Source organism: Kordiimonas lipolytica (assembly GCF_042651265.1).
Lineage (GTDB): Bacteria > Pseudomonadota > Alphaproteobacteria > Sphingomonadales > Kordiimonadaceae > Kordiimonas > Kordiimonas lipolytica.
The window spans coordinates 147,818-164,036 of the sequence record NZ_JBHSCR010000017.1 but is presented as its reverse complement, the minus strand read 5'-3'; the positions used below and the strand labels follow the sequence as shown (position 1 = coordinate 164,036).

The following is a 16,219-nucleotide window of genomic DNA, read 5'->3' as shown; positions in this document are numbered from 1 at the left end:
AGACAGGGGGCTGGCAGCAATCCATGCACTGCACAATTGGCTTGCCAAAGCCATCTAGGCGCCTTGTCTGGGGGGCGAGCTGGACCAGGAAGTGGGCCAGAGGAAAATATTAATTAAAATTTGATGCAAATGTTTACCGATTCATCATTCCGGCTCATTATGATTTCAACGAATCATGAATTACCCTTCTTTTGAGACGCAGAAGTGACTGGCAATATGGACCTAAAGACGCTGACAAATATGTTCCCGTCGCACAAACTTGTGATGGGTGAACAGTTTGCCCAGGAAAGCGTAAGTGCCCTTAAGGTCAAAAGCGTCCTGCGCTGGTCCGATACCATCTTTGTGAACTGCGATTTCTCTGAGACAAAATTTCATCTTCTGATGCTGCAGGGGGCGATTTTCTTCAAATGCGATTTTGCCGGTGCGGTGTTTACCGCCTGCGATATCGACGGCACCGAATTTGTTGCCTGCAACATGACCTGCACGGACTTTGAAGGCTCCTGCGTCCAGGACAGCAATTTTTCCGATTGTATCATCGGTGGCATGGTTGGCCCGCGTGACTTTGAAAGCTGCAGCTTTGTGAGCCCGCGGTATTCGCGCCATATCCCGATTGTCTCAAGCGTGCCCTATTATTCCGTGTCCACACCCAAGCGGCCGCTGCAGATTTTCTGCACGCCGAATGCCTGGCGTGTGCACGGCGAAGGCATCCGCGTTACCGTAACGCCGGAAGACCTGCCACATGTGGAAGAGCCCTATAGAAGCGCTGTCACCTGCGTGCATGAGCTGGAACAGTCTGTGGGGCGTGAGGCCGTCAGGCAGGTTCTGGGCGAACCACACCGCGTCCCAAGCAAAACCGAGAAAAACGAAGACGCCTGATCTGAAGGTCAGGCCGGTTGTATGCAAGCGGGCTTTCAGGCCCGCTTTTTTGATGCCGGATAGCCTATTTCCCAAACAGAAACATAAACACGCCGGGCAGGCGCTTGTTCCATGCGTCTTCGCTGTGGTTGGCGCCTGGGTCATAGACCGTCAGCCAATTGCTCGCGGTATACCCAAGCTCTGTCATCACGGCGTCCACCCTTTTCTGCAGTGGTGGATAGTGGGCATCCAGCGTCTGGTCGCCGTAATCGAAATAGATCCTGTGGCCTTCCGGCGGGGGCAGGTTTTCACGCATGTAAGCAATGAAAGTGTCCGGCATTTCCGGGGTTTTGCCAGGGTCGAACCCCGGCCAGTGGGTGGACATGCAGGCAGCCATGCCAAACACGTCTGGCCGTTCGCCAATCGCATACATGGAAATGAGCCCACCCATACTCGAGCCCATTACCGCGGTGTCCTCAGGCCCGGTCAGGGTGGCGTACTTGCTATCGATAAAGGGCTTTAGCTCATCGGCAAGGAAGGCGATATATTCGTCGGCCTTCAGATCCGGGGCATGGGTGCCGTAATAGCCTTGGCGCACATTTTCAGGCAGCAAATGATAGGGCTTTTCAGGCAGATAGTCGGCGTGGCGCGTGTCACCGCCATTGAAAACGCCCACAACGATAAAGTTGCGCACTTTACCCTCTGCCATCAGCTTGCCAGCCACTTCATCCACGCCCCATTCTTGGCTGTTCCATGTGACAGACGCGTCATAGAGCATCTGCCCGTCATGCATATAAAGAACAGCATATTTGTGGCCGTTTGCGGCATTTTCCGCGTACCCGTCCGGCAGCCACACCTGCAGGTCACGGCTTGTTAGCCCTGTGGCTTTGAAATCTTCATATGTTTCCAGCGTTCCAGTGGAAACCTTGGCGCCGCGTTCCTCGCCGGTTGGTGCCGGGCCGCCGCAGGCCGATAGGAATACTGTGGCAGCCATCAGGGCTGGTTTGATCCCCCGCATGCTCTCTCCCTTCTTGTTTTTTGTTTTTCCCTTCAGAAGCGGTAGCGCCATTCGACAGCGCTGTCAATTTTTGCCCTGATTGGTTGCCTCGGCACTGTCTTGTCTGTTGACAGCGCTGTCACATTGCGCCTATGGTCCAAACTGGGAAAGGGAATGCCATGACGTCGGGAAGGGCGTCTGGCTTTTCAAATTTGAATGAATGGACCCGATCGTTCTGTATCTGGGGAGGGACACTTGTTTAGCACACTCGATTTTGCCGTTGTGGCCATCTATGCCGTCACGCTGTTTTCTTTGGCCCAGTGGGTTTCGCGCGAACGCGCTGGCCACGACAAAGACGCATCTGACTATTTCCTCGCGGGCAAGACTCTGCCTTGGTGGGCCATCGGTGCCTCGCTGATCGCGTCCAATATTTCGGCCGAGCAGATTATCGGCATGTCCGGTTCGGGCTATGCCATGGGACTTGCGATCGCATCCTATGAATGGATGGCGGCGATCACGCTTATTATTGTGGGCAAATACCTGCTGCCGGTGTTCCTGAAGCGCGGCATCTACACCATGCCGCAGTTCCTGGAGCAGCGCTATGACCACCGGGTGCGTATGGTGATGGCCTTCTTCTGGATGGGCGTTTATGTGTTCGTGAACCTCACGTCCATCCTGTGGCTGGGTGCGCTTGCGATCGAAGCCGTAACGGGCTTTGATCTTGTCTACGGCCTTGTGGCCCTTGGCATCTTCGCGGCGGGTTATTCGCTTTATGGCGGGCTGAAGGCAGTAGCCTTTACTGACATTATCCAGGTGGTGCTTCTGGTGTTCGGTGGCCTTGTGATTGCCTACATCATGCTTAACAAAGTGTCTGATGGCGCGGGCGTGATTGCAGGCTTCGATATGCTGGTCGAGCGTGCGCCTGAGAAGTTCGACATGATCTTCACGCCTGACAACCCATTCTATGACGCGCTGCCCGGCATTTCGGTGCTTGTGGGCGGCATGTGGATCATGAATGTGTCCTACTGGGGCTTCAACCAATATATCATCCAGCGCGCGCTGGCGGCCAAAAGCCTGCAGGAAGCCCAGAAGGGTATCGTTTTCGCGGCATTCCTGAAGCTGGTGATGCCAATCATCGTTGTGCTGCCGGGTATCGCCATTTTCGTGCTGGAGCCAAATCTGGCCGCGCCTGACCAGGCATACCCATCTGCCATGAAGCTGCTGCCGTCTGGCCTTCTGGGCCTTGTGTTCGCGGCACTCATCGCGGCGATTGTATCGTCGCTGGGGTCCATGACCAACTCCATCTCCACCATCTTCACCATGGATATCTACCCAAGTTTTGTGAAGGAAGAGAACCGCAAGGACCCGGTTATCGTGGGCCGGGTGGTGGCGCTTCTGGCCATGATCACGGCCATGATCACGGCCAAGCCGCTTCTGGGCAACTTCGACCAGGCCTTCCAGTATATCCAGGAATTCACCGGCTTTTTCACGCCAGGCATTGTTGTGATCTTCCTGATGGGTATCTTTTGGAAAAAGACAACGGCAACAGGCGCGCTGGCGGCCGCGATCGGCTCTGCCGTGCTGTCGTTCCTCTTTATGCAGGTCTGGCCTGAACTGCCGTTTATCGACCGGGTTGGCATTGTGTTCCTCTTGTGTGTTGGCCTTGCTGTGGTCTTCTCTGTTATGGGTAACGGCCATGACCAGGAGGGCGCGGTTGAGCTGCATGACGTGGAATTCCACACCACCAAGGGCTTCAACTTTGCGGCATTTCTTGTTGTGCTGATCCTTGCAGCGCTCTATGGAACATGGTGGTAGGGAGCTGCCGGCATGACGTTTGGACAAACACTCGTGACCGGAGCTACAGCTTAGGATGTTGAAGATGCGGTCAGTTACCATTGATGACGTTGCGAAAGCGGCGGGCGTTTCGATCAAAACTGTTTCACGGGTGGTGAACAGGGAGCCAAACGTACGGGCGGCAACCAAGGACAAGGTCGATGCGGCCATCAAGGAACTGAACTACCGCCCGAACCAAAGCGCGCGCGGGCTTGCCTCGCGCCGCTCTTATATGATCGGGTTGGTATACGATAGCCCCAGCCCCAACTATCTGGCGAACCTGCAGGCGGGTATGATCGAAGCCTGCCGCGAAAGCCATTACGGCATGGCGCTCAATCCCGTTTCCTATCACGCCCCTGACATGGTGGATCAGGTTATCCACTGGGCTCGGCAGGCATTCCTGGACGGCGTGGTGCTGACGCCCCCGCTCACAGACAGCAAACCGCTTCTTGAAGCCCTTAAGGCGCAGGACATCCCGGTGGTGATCCTGTCGTCCAGAAGCACGCTCGGCACGCCCGCCGTGCTGATCGATGAAGTCGAGGCCGCCTTCCAGATGACCCGTCACCTCATCGGGATGGGCCATACCCGCGTGGCGCTGATCAAGGGGCACCCGGACCACTATTCCAGCAAGTGCCGCGAGGAAGGCTTCCTCAAGGCCATGAAGGAAGCGGACCTGGATATCCTGGACGGCTATCTCGCCCAGGGCTATTTCGATTTCGCGTCAGGCCGCAAGGCGGCGTCTGACTTGCTGTCGCTGCCAGTGCCGCCAACGGCAATCTTTGCTTCGAACGACGATATGGCCGCCGCTGCCATCTATGAAGCTCACAGCCGCAAGCTGAATGTGCCGGGTGACCTGGCCGTCGCGGGCTTTGACGATACCCCGCTGTCGCGCCAGGTGTGGCCGGGCATGACCACGGTCAGGCAGCCAATCCGCGCCATGGGCCGTCAGGCCGCTGAAGCCCTGATGGATGCCATGAATCCCGAAGGTCGCGAAAAGCTCGCGGAAGCGGGCGAAACGGTTATCGATTTTGAGCTGCAGCTCCGCGGCTCCACCGCGCGCTAGGCCCTAGCTTTCGCGCCAGGTCATTGGCCCTTTTGGATAGCTGTTTCGCACTGCCCATATCAGGTACCACGTATCAAGGATGGCCAAAGAGACGGCAACGGGGAGGAAAAGTGGGTCGTTGGCTTCGATCGCCATCCTGTGTGATATTGCAAAGTCAGATGTGAAAAGTCCGACAAACAGCCAGCTGCTGGATAGGCAGCTCAACTTATTGCCCTTCCAGGCGCTCCATCCAATAACCGCCCAGCAAAACGCCATGGACGCCTTTGTATAAATGAGGCCTGAATAAACCGCCGGGGCGACGCCTGCGCCAATAGCCTGTTCGGGGCTGATTGCGGCTGCTTCCAGCCCAAGATTGACGAAATAAAGGACGTTGGCTAACGGCCAGCCAATGAGGATTGCACTGGTAAAGAAGCCTTTCATGCTCCCTCCCTTCCGATCAAAAAAAGCTGTTCTTTTACAGCCCGCCATGCTGCATCGATCGCCCCGTTGATATAGGGCGTTACTTCTGAATCTGAGTTGGCGATAGAGATTCGGCCAAACCGTTTACGGCCGATTTCATGCGGGGCTTCACCCTTGGGCCATGCAGGGTCGTAGAGATCGCGATAAGTATATGCATAGCCGTGGGGCCACCGATTTACGGTGATGGCTTCTATGTCCTTGCTGTTATCAAATCCAAAGCGTGCGAACATGCCATCCAGTTGCTCCCTGATCTGTTGTTCGTAGTCATCAAACGAGGCTGCATAGATGCCGTGTCGGCCAGTGCGGAACAGATCCCGTGCGCTCTGGTCGCCGTCGTTCTCGGGCGCTGCAGCATGAGCCATGAAGACCACCATTGGGTCGGCAGGATTTCTTGAGACGACAAAATCAGGCATGGCCACAGGCGGTGCACAGCACACCAGAGAAAAGAAACTTCCGGGACACAGGTAGGTTTCTGAACCGCCCTGATAGAAAGCCTCACCGGTTCTGAGCAGGACATTGGCCCAGACCAGAGGGGTCTTTTCGGGAAACAACAGCGCCTCTTTCTGGTGTGGCGGAAGCTCATCGCACATATGGGCAATGATTTCATTGTTGCAGGCCAGGATGCACCGTTTGCCTTTGACCCTGCGTGCCAGGCCATCTTGCACATAGTCTATTTCAATGCCGCTGTCGGTGTTGCGTGCGCCAACGGCCGTGCTGTTCAGGCGGATGCGTGCAGTATTCTCTGGTCTGTCCAGTCGGTCGTAATGAAAGCGTGCTGAGGTTACTGAACCGGTCGACAGCGCGCCTGCAACGCCAGGAATGAGCGCAGCCACCAACAGACGCGCGATGCTGCTGTTGCCATCGGCGAATACATTGGCCTTATAGTCCGCGCTGCTCAGAAACAGGTCGTTAGCCCAGCGACCAAGGGTGCCCACGGCAGCAAGGCCGGGCGCACCCTGCGCCCAGGCCGCGATAACCGACACACTGTCTATGCCCAGCCCTTCATTTACTTTTATCGCAGGCTCGAACAAGGCTGTGCACCGGCGCGACAATCCAACTTTCTGTTCCAGAAAATCTCGGTAGGGCGTGGAGCTGAGATAGTCATATTTTTGGCCTGGTGACATCCCTTCCAGGAAGTCCCTTTCTCCACCGATGAAGGATACCAGGACGGCTTTTTCCTCTTGTGTCAGGGGGAGAGCCTCAACGAATGACTGATAGTCTCCTGTGCCGGAAAAATCATGAATGAATTTGGTTGGGACAATGCACGCGTGGTCATATTGGTCGTGCGGTAGATACAGCCCAGCCGTCTTGTCTCCCGCGCCAGCCAGAAGATAGTTTCCCTGTACCGAATCTGCGAGGGCGCTGAAGTCGACGCCGATCTCTTCAAGCAACCGAACCGTCGTTTCGCTATATTCGGATGGACGTTCAAGGTTGATGGCGCCGCCAAATCCCAGATAGGTTTTACCCTTATAGTGAAACTCGTTGCGTTTAGCGTGCCCGCCGAAATCGTCGTGGTTGTCCAGGATTAGCATTCTTTGGTTGCCGGCCGAATGTTTGTCGAACAGGTATGCTGCTGCCAGACCGCTGATGCCGCCACCGACCACAATCAGGTCATAGACATCGTCGACATATTTGTAGCTGGCTGGTTTTTCCCCGTCCCAGGCCAATTGGTGGGCAACTTCAAATGAGCCGGCATGATTGCCGCGCATGCCTGTTTTTGTTGGCGGATAGGCTTTTTGGGGTGGGGATTCCGGCCTTGAGCTGGCTGAGAAAGCGGCGGACGCAGGGGAAGCCATAACGCCAAGCCCCACAGCCGATACTGCAACACCTCCCATGAAATCCCGCCTGCTTATGGGCTTTTTCAAAAGTCTTCTCCTTGATGGTGCTAGACGCAGAAAACACATAAATTGGACATATGTCAAAGAAAATTAGATATTTTGTTCTATGATGGCTGTGCCCTTATGTGCTAAATGCAGGCTCTGTTATTCAGAGCGTTAAGGTGATTTATGGGTGAAAGTGCGTCCACTCGGGTCAAGGTTTTGGAAGCTGCGCTAAAGGTGATCGCCCGCAGTGGCGTAGATGCAGTCACCCATCGATGTGTTGCGCGGGAAGCGGGTGTTTCCAACGGTGTTGCAAGCTATCACTTCAAAACGCGTGAGGCATTGATACAGGAAGCCTTCAAATATCATCTGGGCGAAGTTGAAGAGCTTCACCCGGACTTTTCTCATCGAATTGAAGGGGTGAATACGCGGCAAGACCTGATCGACCTGCTGCTTGAAATTGTTCAGCGTGACATGGACGACCCCATTTGCATCCCAGCCGAATATGAGCTGATATTATACGCCCGTAAGGACAGAGAACTGGCAAGGCTGTTTTCTGATTGGGAATTCAAGGCCCAGGCTCAGCTCGCGCAAGCACTCGAGCGTTTAGGATATGCAAAGCCTAACTTGACGGCAAGGGTTGTGATCAGCCTCATTCGCGGGCTGGAGCTCGAAGTTCTTATACAGCCCGCGCTGTCGATTGATGTTTTCCGTCAAAGGCTGGAATTGGTGCTTCTGGGAAACTGACAAGGCAGCTTGGTCAGTGCCCGTGTCCCTGCAGCTGCCGCAGGTTTTCATTCTTGATCGGTAGGCCCCTTCATGGTTGGTTGTGGTTTCCGGCGCTTGGGTTTCCGGCCCCTGTGTCTAGTGCGTGCGTTCCCCGGGAAATTAATTGAATCAATTACTGGACTTGTGGGTCCAGTAATTATATGAGAGCTGTCATGCGGGTGTGCTATGATGTCGCCTGCCGTTGGATTCACGCTTTAAAGAAGGTCCGGCCCATGCTTATCCGCGCTGCCCTGAACCGCCCCGCTTCCCTTGCTGGCCTTGTTGCCGCCTCGCTTCTTCTCGTGTCCTGCGGTGACGCTGCGACGGAAGAACGCGATCCGCCGGTACGCGGCCTGAAGGTTTTCGAGGTAACGGAAAGCGCGGCCACCATGACCCGTCGCTACCCATCCGTGGTGCAGCCCGCAGACGAGACGCCACTGTCGTTTGAAATCTCCGGCCAGCTCACGGAAGTGACGCTGGAGGTGGGGCAGCAGGCGAAGGCTGGTGACACGCTATTGAAGCTTGACCCAACAACGCTGCAGTATGAGTTGCAGCAATCGCGCGCCGCGCTGGAGCAAGCCGAAGCATCGCTCAAGAACGCCCGCACGGATTTTTCCCGCAAGGAAGAGCTCCTTAAAAGCGGCAATGTGACCAAGGCGGCGTATGATTCGTCGGAGACCAACCTCAAGAGCGCGGAGGCCCAGGCCGAACAGTCGCGCCAGCAATATGCCATCAGCCAGGAACGGCTCGATAAGGCGGTGTTGAAAGCGCCGTTTGACGGCGTGATCTCCAGCGTGGATGCCAAATCCTATTCCAATATCTCGCCGGGCCAGACCGTGCTGTCGCTCTATAGCGAAAATGCGTTTGAGGTTGAGTTCAGCGTGCCTGCCACCGTGATCAATGCGCTGCATACCGGCGACGAAGCGACGGTGGAAATCACCGATATCCCCGATACCTTTCTAAAGGGGCGGATCAAGGAACTGGGCTCCCGCGCGGGGCAGGTGTCTGCCTTCCCGGCTGTTGTGCAGCTTGAGGAGAGCCATCCGGGCCTGAAGGCTGGTATGGCGGCGGAGGTGGCGCTGGATATCAGCCTGTTGATCGGAGAAGAAGGCTTCCTGGTGCCGGTCCACTGTTTCGTGCTTGAAGGGTCTGAGACGCTCAAGCGCGGGGAATCGATCCAGGATCACCGGGGCGGCTTTGCCCAGGTGTTCGTGTTTGACAGCGAAACCTCCACCGTGCATACCCGCCGGGTTCAGACAGCCGGCGTGCGCGAGAATATGATCATCGTGATCGATGGGCTTGAGGCGGGTGATATCATCGCAGCGGCTGGCGTTTCCTATTTGCATGACGGGCAGAAAGTCCGGCTTCTTGAAAATCACAAAAACTAGGGGGCGGCCATGTCATTCCTGACCAAATTCGGCCTGACCCGAAGCCGCTTCACCGCCCTTCTGATGCTGGCGCTGGTGGCTTCCGGCATCCTCCTTTATGTGGATTTTTCCAAGCGGGAAGCGCCGGAAATTACCATCCGCACTGCGATCGTTGAGGCGCTTTATCCCGGCATGTCACCCATCCGCGTTGAAAACCTGATCGCCGAAAAGGTGGAGCGCAAAATCCGTGAAATCGCGGAGGTGGACGAAATCCGCACGGTGCTGACAACCGGGCGCATGCGCACCTATGTGGACCTGAAGGATGAGGTCACCAACCTTGAACCCATCTGGCAGTCGCTCCGCGACAAGATGGAAGATGTCAGCCGTGATCTGCCCGAAGGCGCCTATGGCCCATTCGTGAATACGGAATTCGGCGAAGTATCGATCGCCTCCATCGCCATGACGGCGGAAGGCTTCAGCTACCGCGAGATGGAAGAAAGCGCCAAGGAACTGCAGCGGCGGCTCTATACCGTGGACGGCATTTCGAAGGCGGAGCTTTTTGGGGTCCAGGAAGAGCGCATCTGGTTGGAGCTGGACAGCCGCCGCCTGCGCGCCATCGGCGGCCAGATCAACGTGCTGATTGATGACCTTCAGAACCAGAATGTGGTGCTGCCGGCGGGTGAGATCAACGCCGAAGGCTCGTCGATCCTTCTTGAAGCCACGGGCGATTTCAAAAGCGTTGAAGAGATTGAGAATATGTTGACCCGCGCGCAGGGGTCGGAAGATTTTGTGCGCCTCAAAGACATGGTGAAGGTCCGGCGCGGGTATGAAAGCCCGGCCAGCAGCAAGACCTACTATAATGGCCGCCCGGCGCTTGTTGTGAGCGTGCAGATGCAGCCCGGCTATGACATCGGCGATGTGGGCGAGCGGCTGCAGGAAACCGTGCAGGCGTTTGAGGACAGCCTGCCCATCGGCTATGAGCTGAACTTTGCCACCTACCAGCCGGAAGAGGTGGAAAAAACGGTCGCAGGCGCGCTTTCGAACGTGGGGCAAACCTTCGCCGTTGTGCTTCTGGTGGTGCTGCTGTTCCTGGGGTTCCGGTCCGGCATGGTGATCGCCTCCATCGTGCCGTTTGCGGTCATGTTCGCGCTTCTGGGCATGAGCGTTCTGGATATCTCGCTCGAGCAAGTGTCGATCGCGGCGGTGATCATCTCGCTCGGTCTTCTGGTGGATAACGGCGTGGTGATTGTGGAAGACATCCTGACCCGCGTGGACGCGGGCGCCCGGCGCCGCGATGCCGCACTTGAGGCGGGCAAGCAATATGCCGTGCCGCTGATGGTCTCGTCGCTGACCACCATTTTCGCCTTCACGCCTTTCTTCCTGATCGACGGGGCCAAGGGTGAATATGCCTTTTCGCTCGGTGCTGTGCTGGCGCTGACGCTGATTGGTTCCTGGATTTCGGCCATGTATTTCCTGCCGCTCATTTCCGCCAAGTTCCTGAAGAAACGCACCGAAGGCCCGGAAGGCGAACCTATTGAGGTCGATGAAGTCATTCCCGGCTATGCGCGCTTCTATGAAAAGCTTTTAGGGCCTGTGCTCAGGGGGTCGGCGCTGGTGATGATTGGTGTGTACGGCCTTGTCTTTGTCATGATGCAGCTCTTTGCCACGCTGCCGAATGAGATGTTCCCGGAAAGCGACCGGTCTGAGGTGCTGATCTATCTGGATATGCCGAAAAGTGCGCATTTCGATGCCACGGAGCATATCGCGCTTGAAGTGACCGACTGGATCGCGGACGAAAGCGTCAACCCGGAAGTGAAAGACCAGATCGCCTATATTGGCGAAGGTGGCCCGCGCTTTTACCTGAGCCTGAACCCGATCAATCCGTCGCCTTCAAAAGCTTTCATCCTGGTCAATGCGCATACGCCGGATCAGTCGATCAAATTCGCCGAAAGGGCCAAGCGCTATTTCTTTGAAAATGTCCCGGACGCGCGCTTTACCATCAAGCGGCTTGCGATGGGCGCCAGCGAAAGCGGCCTTGTGGATATTGAAATTTCCGGCCCTGACCATGAGAGGCTCTTGGGGCTTGGGCGCAGCGTTGAGGAGATTTTCGCCCGCGTGCCCGGCATCATGCAGAATGAGACCGACTGGGGCGAAAAGCTGGTAAAAATGGTCATCGATGTGGACCAGGACAAGGCGCGCCGCCTAGGCATGTCGTCCCAGACGCTGGCCCAGAACCTCAATGCCTATTTTGACGGCTTTGAAGTCTCCACCTTCCGCGATGAGGACAGCACGATCCCGATCATGCTGCGCGCCTTGAAGGAAGACCGCGACAGCCTTGAAGACCTGTTGAACATCATCCTGCCGGCAGGCGGCAATGTGGTGCCGCTGGAGCAGACGGCGGTCCTTCGCCCCACGCTGGAATACAGCCAGACATGGCGCAAGGATCAGGAGCGCACCATCACCGTGACCGGCAAAAGCGCCCAGTTCACCGCTGGTCATCTGTATGACTATGTGAAGGACGATATCGCCAAGCTGGGCATCAGCGGCGACTATAAAATGAAGGTCGGCGGCGAGATTGAGGAAAGCCAGGAAATATACGGCGACCTTGGCGCGGGCCTGCCATACGCCGGTCTTCTGATGGTGCTGGCCGTGATGTTCCAGTTCAACAGCGTGCGCCGCACCGCCATCATTTTCATGAGCGTGCCACTGGTGCTGGTGGGCGTGCCCATCGGGCTTCTGGTCCTGGGCCAGCCGATTTCCTTCTTCGCCATGCTGGGGCTCATCAGCCTCGCGGGGATCGTGATCAACAACTCGATTGTGCTGGTGGACCAGATTGATATCGAACGCGCGGACAAGGGCCTGATGGACGCCATCATCAAGGCGTCCGGCATGCGGCTGAGGCCCATTCTGCTGACGTCCATCACAACGGTGATCGGCCTTGTGCCGCTTTACCTGTTCGGTGGGCCGCTGTGGGAACCGCTGGCAGCTGTGATGATGTTCGGGTTGGCGTTCGCGTCTGTGCTGACGCTCTTCTTTGTGCCCGCAGCCTATTTCCTCCTGTTCCACAAAGAGGAGTAGGGAGAGCGCCTGCCGCCCGGCTGGTTCTGGTCGGCAGGCAGAGGCGTTGAGCCCGACCTGAATTCGTACTGCGGAACAACGGCTTGTAATAAAGTTTGCTAAACGGGTTCTGTTTCGGACACTTTGTGGCGTGACTTTCCGGCCAATTCTGTTACAAAGGCGGCAATTGACAGCGGTGTCAAAAATTCAAAAACGAGGATTTCAGCATGTTTGATCATCCATCCAAGGGTAAGGGCGAAGCAAGACGGGAACACCTTTCTGCGGCGTTCGAAATTGCCGGTTCCTTGCTTGAAGGACAGCAGACACTGGAAGACCTATCCGCAGACCTGTCGGCGCGCGGCAAGCGCTGCCTGGACGGTCGGCTTGCGGGGCTCGCCCGCCAGTGGTCAGCGGTGCCCAGGAAAGACAATCTGGCGCGGCTGGCGGCACTCGTGGAGAAAATCGCAACGAACGCTGACGGTAGCCGAAAACCGTTCAGCGAGTTTCGCGCGCTGGTGGAAGACGAGGTGGCAGGCTTTGTCGTGACTGCGCACCCGACCTTCTCCCTTTCAGATACCGCCTGGACCTATGCCAAGGCCTATATGGGCGCGGTGGCGGACGGCGAACAGGCCGTGAAAACTGCCACGGCCAATATGGATGTTGGCATTGTGCATCCGACCAAATCACCGACGCTGCATCAGGAGCTGGATTATGCGGGCCTTGCGGTTGGCAACATGCGCCGGTCTGTGCGCACGCTGTACCGCGTTATTTTCACTGAAGCGGCCAAGCTTTACCCGGGCGAGTACCGGAGCTTGCGCCCGCGCCTTGCCACTATCGCCAGTTGGGTGGGGTTTGACCTTGATGGTCGCACCGACATTGACTGGTCACTGGGGCTGTTGTTCCGCTACCGCTCGGCGCTGGCCGGGCTTGATGCCTGCCTTGGGCAAACTAGTGGGGTAAGCTTTGAGGGTGGGGCGGTCGAACATTGGACAACCATCCGTGCCGGTTTTGAAGACTTGCGCGCCTGTTTTGAACTGGGCGCCCGCACGCTGGAGGAACACCAAAGCAATCCCGAGGGCAGCAGCAAGGGCCTGGGCAAGCTGAACCAGTTGGCGGTTGAAAATCACTCCCGCAAGGAAGCGGCTGTGGCGCGTATCGGCGAGGCGTTCGAAGCCCTTCTGGCGCTTGATCTGGCGGACGATGCCTGGTGCGGTGCCGCAACGCTTTATAGCGAATGGCGCGCGATCGGCATGGGCCTGTCGCACATTCATTTCCGCCTGAACGCGGCGCAGCTCCATAACGCCATCTCGGCCGAAATCCAGCTGACAAAATCGCCTGACCAGTCGGCCATGCGCCGCCATTTCCTGGCCGCGATTTCCGACAAGCTCGACAAGGTGGAAACCAAGACTATCCACTATGGGACGCTGTCGCGCGAGCAGACCACAGCGCGGCGCGTGTTCATGCTGGCGGCCCAGTTCCAGAAGCACTTTGATGCCACCACCCCCATTCGCATGCTGGTGGCGGAATCGGACACGCCGTTCACGCTGTTGACGGCGCTTTACTATGCCAAACTGTTTGGCGTGGAAGACCATGTGGAAATCAGCCCGCTGTTTGAAACTGCCGTGGGGCTGGAGCGCGGCGACCGGGTGATCGCGGAACTGGTTGATAACCCGCATTTCCTGGCCTATATCCGCCGGCAGGGACGCTTCTGCCTGCAGCTTGGTTTCTCGGATAGTGGCCGTTATATCGGCCAGCCTGCCGCGACGCTGGCGATTGAGCGTTTCAAGCTTCGCCTGATCCGGCTTTGGAAGGCGCGCGGCCTTGAGGACGTGCAGCTTCTGTTTTTCGATACCCACGGCGAAAGCGTGGGCCGGGGGGCATACCCTGAAAGCCTGAAGAAGCGCTTCCTTTATACCCACCCGCCACGGGTGCGCGAACAGCTGGCTACGCTGAACCGTCCTGAAAAGCATGAAGTCAGCTTCCAGGGCGGGGAGGGCTATCTGTGGTTCCTGGCCGAAGACACGGCGCTGGCCTCCTTCACCGATTTCCTTGAAGTACGCTTCGCGGATTATGACGCCAGCGATGACAAGCTTTATGAAGAAAAGGGCTGGGCGCTAGATTTCTTCCTGACGCTGGTGGAATACCAAAACCATCTGACGGACCATAAAGGCTATGTGCGCCTGATCGACAGCATCGGCCGAAGCCTGTTGTTCCCGACCGGGTCGCGGTCCTTGAGGCGGCAAGGCGGCGGGGCGGTGCACCAGCGGCTTGAGCGCATCAGCCAGATCAGGGCCATTCCGAACAATGCGGTTCTGCAGCAACTGGGATATCTGGCCAACAGCTGTGGCGGTTTCGGCACGGCTATCGCGCGCTCGCCTGACCTGTTTGAGGCAATCTACAACAAATCCGACCGCCTCAAGATGGTTACAAGCCTGGCTGTGAACGCGCTCGCGCGGTCAGATGTTGGGGTGATCGAGGCTTATGCCAAGCTCCTCAGCCCTGGCTATTGGCTTGACCGCGCTGATGAAGTGGCGGATGTGGGCAGGCGCGAGCAGCTTCGCCGCCTGTCCCGCCTTCTGGAAGGGCTGTTCGAAAGCGACAGCGTTGACGCCTGTATCCGCAAGCTCAGGCGTGATGCCGGCACGCTCACGGACTGCGTGCAGGACGAAGGCGTGATGGCCGCGTTTGATAGCGCCTCGCCGGACGCGGAACTGTTCGAGTTGCACCAGATCAGGATCGGGCTCATCCAGTATATCTTCCTCAAGGCCATGGAAATCCCGCGCTTCAGCAGCCGCTTCGATGTGTCGCTTGAAGATGTGCTGGTGGAACTGTTGCACCTTGAGGTGGACGATACAGTCACGCAGCTGAGGAAAATCTTCCCGGAATCGCCGGTCCGGAACGACGATGAGCAGTTCGGCGAAGAGACCACCTATGAAGGCAGCGCCTCGTCAGGCTATGAGGACGCGCACCGCAATATCTTCGACAAGATCGAGCAGGCCTATGCCCAGGTGCTGGAAATCAGCGGCCTGATTGCCTTAAAGGCGGGCGCGTTCGGCTAAGGCCAGGTGCTGGTTGACACTGTCGGCGTGTATCAAGATGGTGTGTTGGTGCCGTTAAGGCACTGGTCAGAGGAAAAAATCACAAAAAAGGGGAGTCTTTCTCCCCTTTTTCCGCAAATGCGATATAAGGGGCCGAATCGTTTAATTGCATTTAATTGTGGAGCGTAACACGTGACCAATCTTGTAGCCCTGAGTGTTGAGCAACACGCTGACCTCAAAGTCAACGACAACGTCGGCTTCGACCATGTTTCCAACCAGCATGTTGTGCCGATTGTAGCGCACGAATTTACGCAGGTGGCGAGCGATGTCCCTGTTGTTTTCGTTAAGCATGCCGAAACCGGCCAGTTCCAGCCTGTGGCCATGCTGGGCCTGCAGCCGGGCGAAAACCTGCTGGTGAAAGACGGCAAATGGCAGGGCATGTATATCCCGGGCATTATTGCGACCTTCCCGTTCCGCCTGATGCCAGCCGATCAGGACCAGCAACAGCTCGTTCTCGCGCTTGATACCGATGCCAAGCAGGTTGGCACAGACGAAGGCATGGCACTTTTCCAGGACGGTGCGGAATCCGAATATCTCGCAAATCGCAAGAACGCCATCACAGCCTATTTCGAGCACAGCCAGGTCACCCAGGGTTTTGTGCAGCTTTTGTCCGAGCTTGATCTGCTGGTTGAGCGGAACCTGACGGTTGAAGTAGGTGACCAGAAAATCAACCTCAACGGTCTCTATCTGGTGGACGAGCAGAAGCTGAACGAGCTTGATGACGAGAAGTTCCTCGATCTCAGGAAGCGTGGCGTCCTGGCCGTGATTTATGCGCACCTGAACTCCATCAGTCAGATCCGTCGCCTCGGCAAGCTCAAGAGCGAGCAGGGCGAAGCCGCAGCATAAGCCTGCTGACGCGATTTGAAGCTCAGGAAAAGGCTGCCTCGTGTGAGGCGGCCTTT

General features: G+C 57.0%; 11 protein-coding genes. 8 read left to right on the top strand and 3 right to left on the bottom strand.

Annotation, left to right across the window (positions count from 1 at the left end):
* Positions 1-204 precede the first annotated feature (204 nt).
* Positions 205-876 carry a pentapeptide repeat-containing protein gene (locus ACFO5Q_RS16470; protein ID WP_156431926.1) on the top strand — a complete coding sequence of 224 codons (672 nt, stop codon included), beginning with the start codon at positions 205-207 and terminating at the stop codon, positions 874-876.
* Between the two features lie 64 nt (positions 877-940).
* Here the strand turns inward: ACFO5Q_RS16470 and ACFO5Q_RS16465 are convergent, their stop codons facing one another.
* Positions 941-1,873, bottom strand: a complete 933-nt coding sequence (locus ACFO5Q_RS16465; protein WP_197421009.1) for an alpha/beta hydrolase — start codon at positions 1,871-1,873, stop codon at positions 941-943.
* A 234-nt stretch (positions 1,874-2,107) separates the two neighbouring features.
* Here ACFO5Q_RS16465 and ACFO5Q_RS16460 point away from each other — a divergent pair, with 234 nt between their 5' ends.
* Complete coding sequence (locus ACFO5Q_RS16460; protein WP_197421007.1) at positions 2,108-3,667, top strand: sodium/sugar symporter; 1,560 nt, start codon at positions 2,108-2,110, stop codon at positions 3,665-3,667.
* A 64-nt stretch (positions 3,668-3,731) separates the two neighbouring features.
* Positions 3,732-4,748, top strand: a complete 1,017-nt coding sequence (locus tag ACFO5Q_RS16455) for a LacI family DNA-binding transcriptional regulator (protein ID WP_068146709.1) — start codon at positions 3,732-3,734, stop codon at positions 4,746-4,748.
* 3 nt (positions 4,749-4,751) lie between these two features.
* Here the strand turns inward: ACFO5Q_RS16455 and ACFO5Q_RS16450 are convergent, their stop codons facing one another.
* Both ACFO5Q_RS16450 and ACFO5Q_RS16445 read right to left on the bottom strand, forming a co-directional pair.
* Complete coding sequence (locus ACFO5Q_RS16450; protein ID WP_068146520.1) at positions 4,752-5,168, bottom strand: hypothetical protein; 417 nt, start codon at positions 5,166-5,168, stop codon at positions 4,752-4,754.
* Entirely contained in the window at positions 5,165-7,072 is a 1,908-nt protein-coding gene (locus ACFO5Q_RS16445; protein WP_068146517.1) for an NAD(P)-binding protein, read from the bottom strand. The genes ACFO5Q_RS16450 and ACFO5Q_RS16445 overlap by 4 nt, the downstream gene beginning before the upstream one ends.
* Positions 7,073-7,213: 141 nt before the next feature.
* On the opposite strand from ACFO5Q_RS16445, the gene ACFO5Q_RS16440 reads away from it, so the two are divergent.
* From ACFO5Q_RS16440 to ACFO5Q_RS16420, 5 genes are all read left to right on the top strand, one after another.
* Positions 7,214-7,774, top strand: coding sequence for a TetR/AcrR family transcriptional regulator (locus tag ACFO5Q_RS16440; RefSeq protein WP_068146514.1), 561 nt, complete (start codon positions 7,214-7,216; stop codon positions 7,772-7,774).
* 254 nt (positions 7,775-8,028) lie between these two features.
* On the top strand, positions 8,029-9,183 hold the full coding sequence (locus ACFO5Q_RS16435; RefSeq protein ID WP_068146511.1) for an efflux RND transporter periplasmic adaptor subunit: 1,155 nt from the start codon (positions 8,029-8,031) through the stop codon (positions 9,181-9,183).
* Positions 9,184-9,192: 9 nt separating this feature from the next.
* On the top strand, positions 9,193-12,240 hold the full coding sequence (locus ACFO5Q_RS16430) for an efflux RND transporter permease subunit (protein WP_068146508.1): 3,048 nt from the start codon (positions 9,193-9,195) through the stop codon (positions 12,238-12,240).
* Positions 12,241-12,446: 206 nt separating this feature from the next.
* A complete protein-coding gene (locus ACFO5Q_RS16425) occupies positions 12,447-15,278 on the top strand; it encodes a phosphoenolpyruvate carboxylase (RefSeq protein WP_068146506.1) in 2,832 nt (943 codons plus the stop codon).
* A 171-nt stretch (positions 15,279-15,449) separates the two neighbouring features.
* A complete protein-coding gene (locus tag ACFO5Q_RS16420) occupies positions 15,450-16,163 on the top strand; it encodes a SapC family protein (protein WP_068146503.1) in 714 nt (237 codons plus the stop codon).
* The last annotated feature ends 56 nt before the right edge of the window (positions 16,164-16,219 follow it).

Excerpts from the sequence above, each read along its gene's own strand:
- ACFO5Q_RS16425 (WP_068146506.1), top strand. The coding sequence starts at position 12,447 with ATGTTTGATCATCCATCCAAGGGTAAGGGCGAAGCAAGACGGGAACAC.
- ACFO5Q_RS16440 (WP_068146514.1), top strand. The coding sequence starts at position 7,214 with ATGGGTGAAAGTGCGTCCACTCGGGTCAAGGTTTTGGAAGCTGCGCTA.
- ACFO5Q_RS16455 (WP_068146709.1), top strand. The coding sequence starts at position 3,732 with ATGCGGTCAGTTACCATTGATGACGTTGCGAAAGCGGCGGGCGTTTCG.
- ACFO5Q_RS16465 (WP_197421009.1), bottom strand. The coding sequence starts at position 1,873 with ATGCGGGGGATCAAACCAGCCCTGATGGCTGCCACAGTATTCCTATCG.
- ACFO5Q_RS16430 (WP_068146508.1), top strand. The coding sequence starts at position 9,193 with ATGTCATTCCTGACCAAATTCGGCCTGACCCGAAGCCGCTTCACCGCC.
- ACFO5Q_RS16450 (WP_068146520.1), bottom strand. The coding sequence starts at position 5,168 with ATGAAAGGCTTCTTTACCAGTGCAATCCTCATTGGCTGGCCGTTAGCC.
- ACFO5Q_RS16435 (WP_068146511.1), top strand. The coding sequence starts at position 8,029 with ATGCTTATCCGCGCTGCCCTGAACCGCCCCGCTTCCCTTGCTGGCCTT.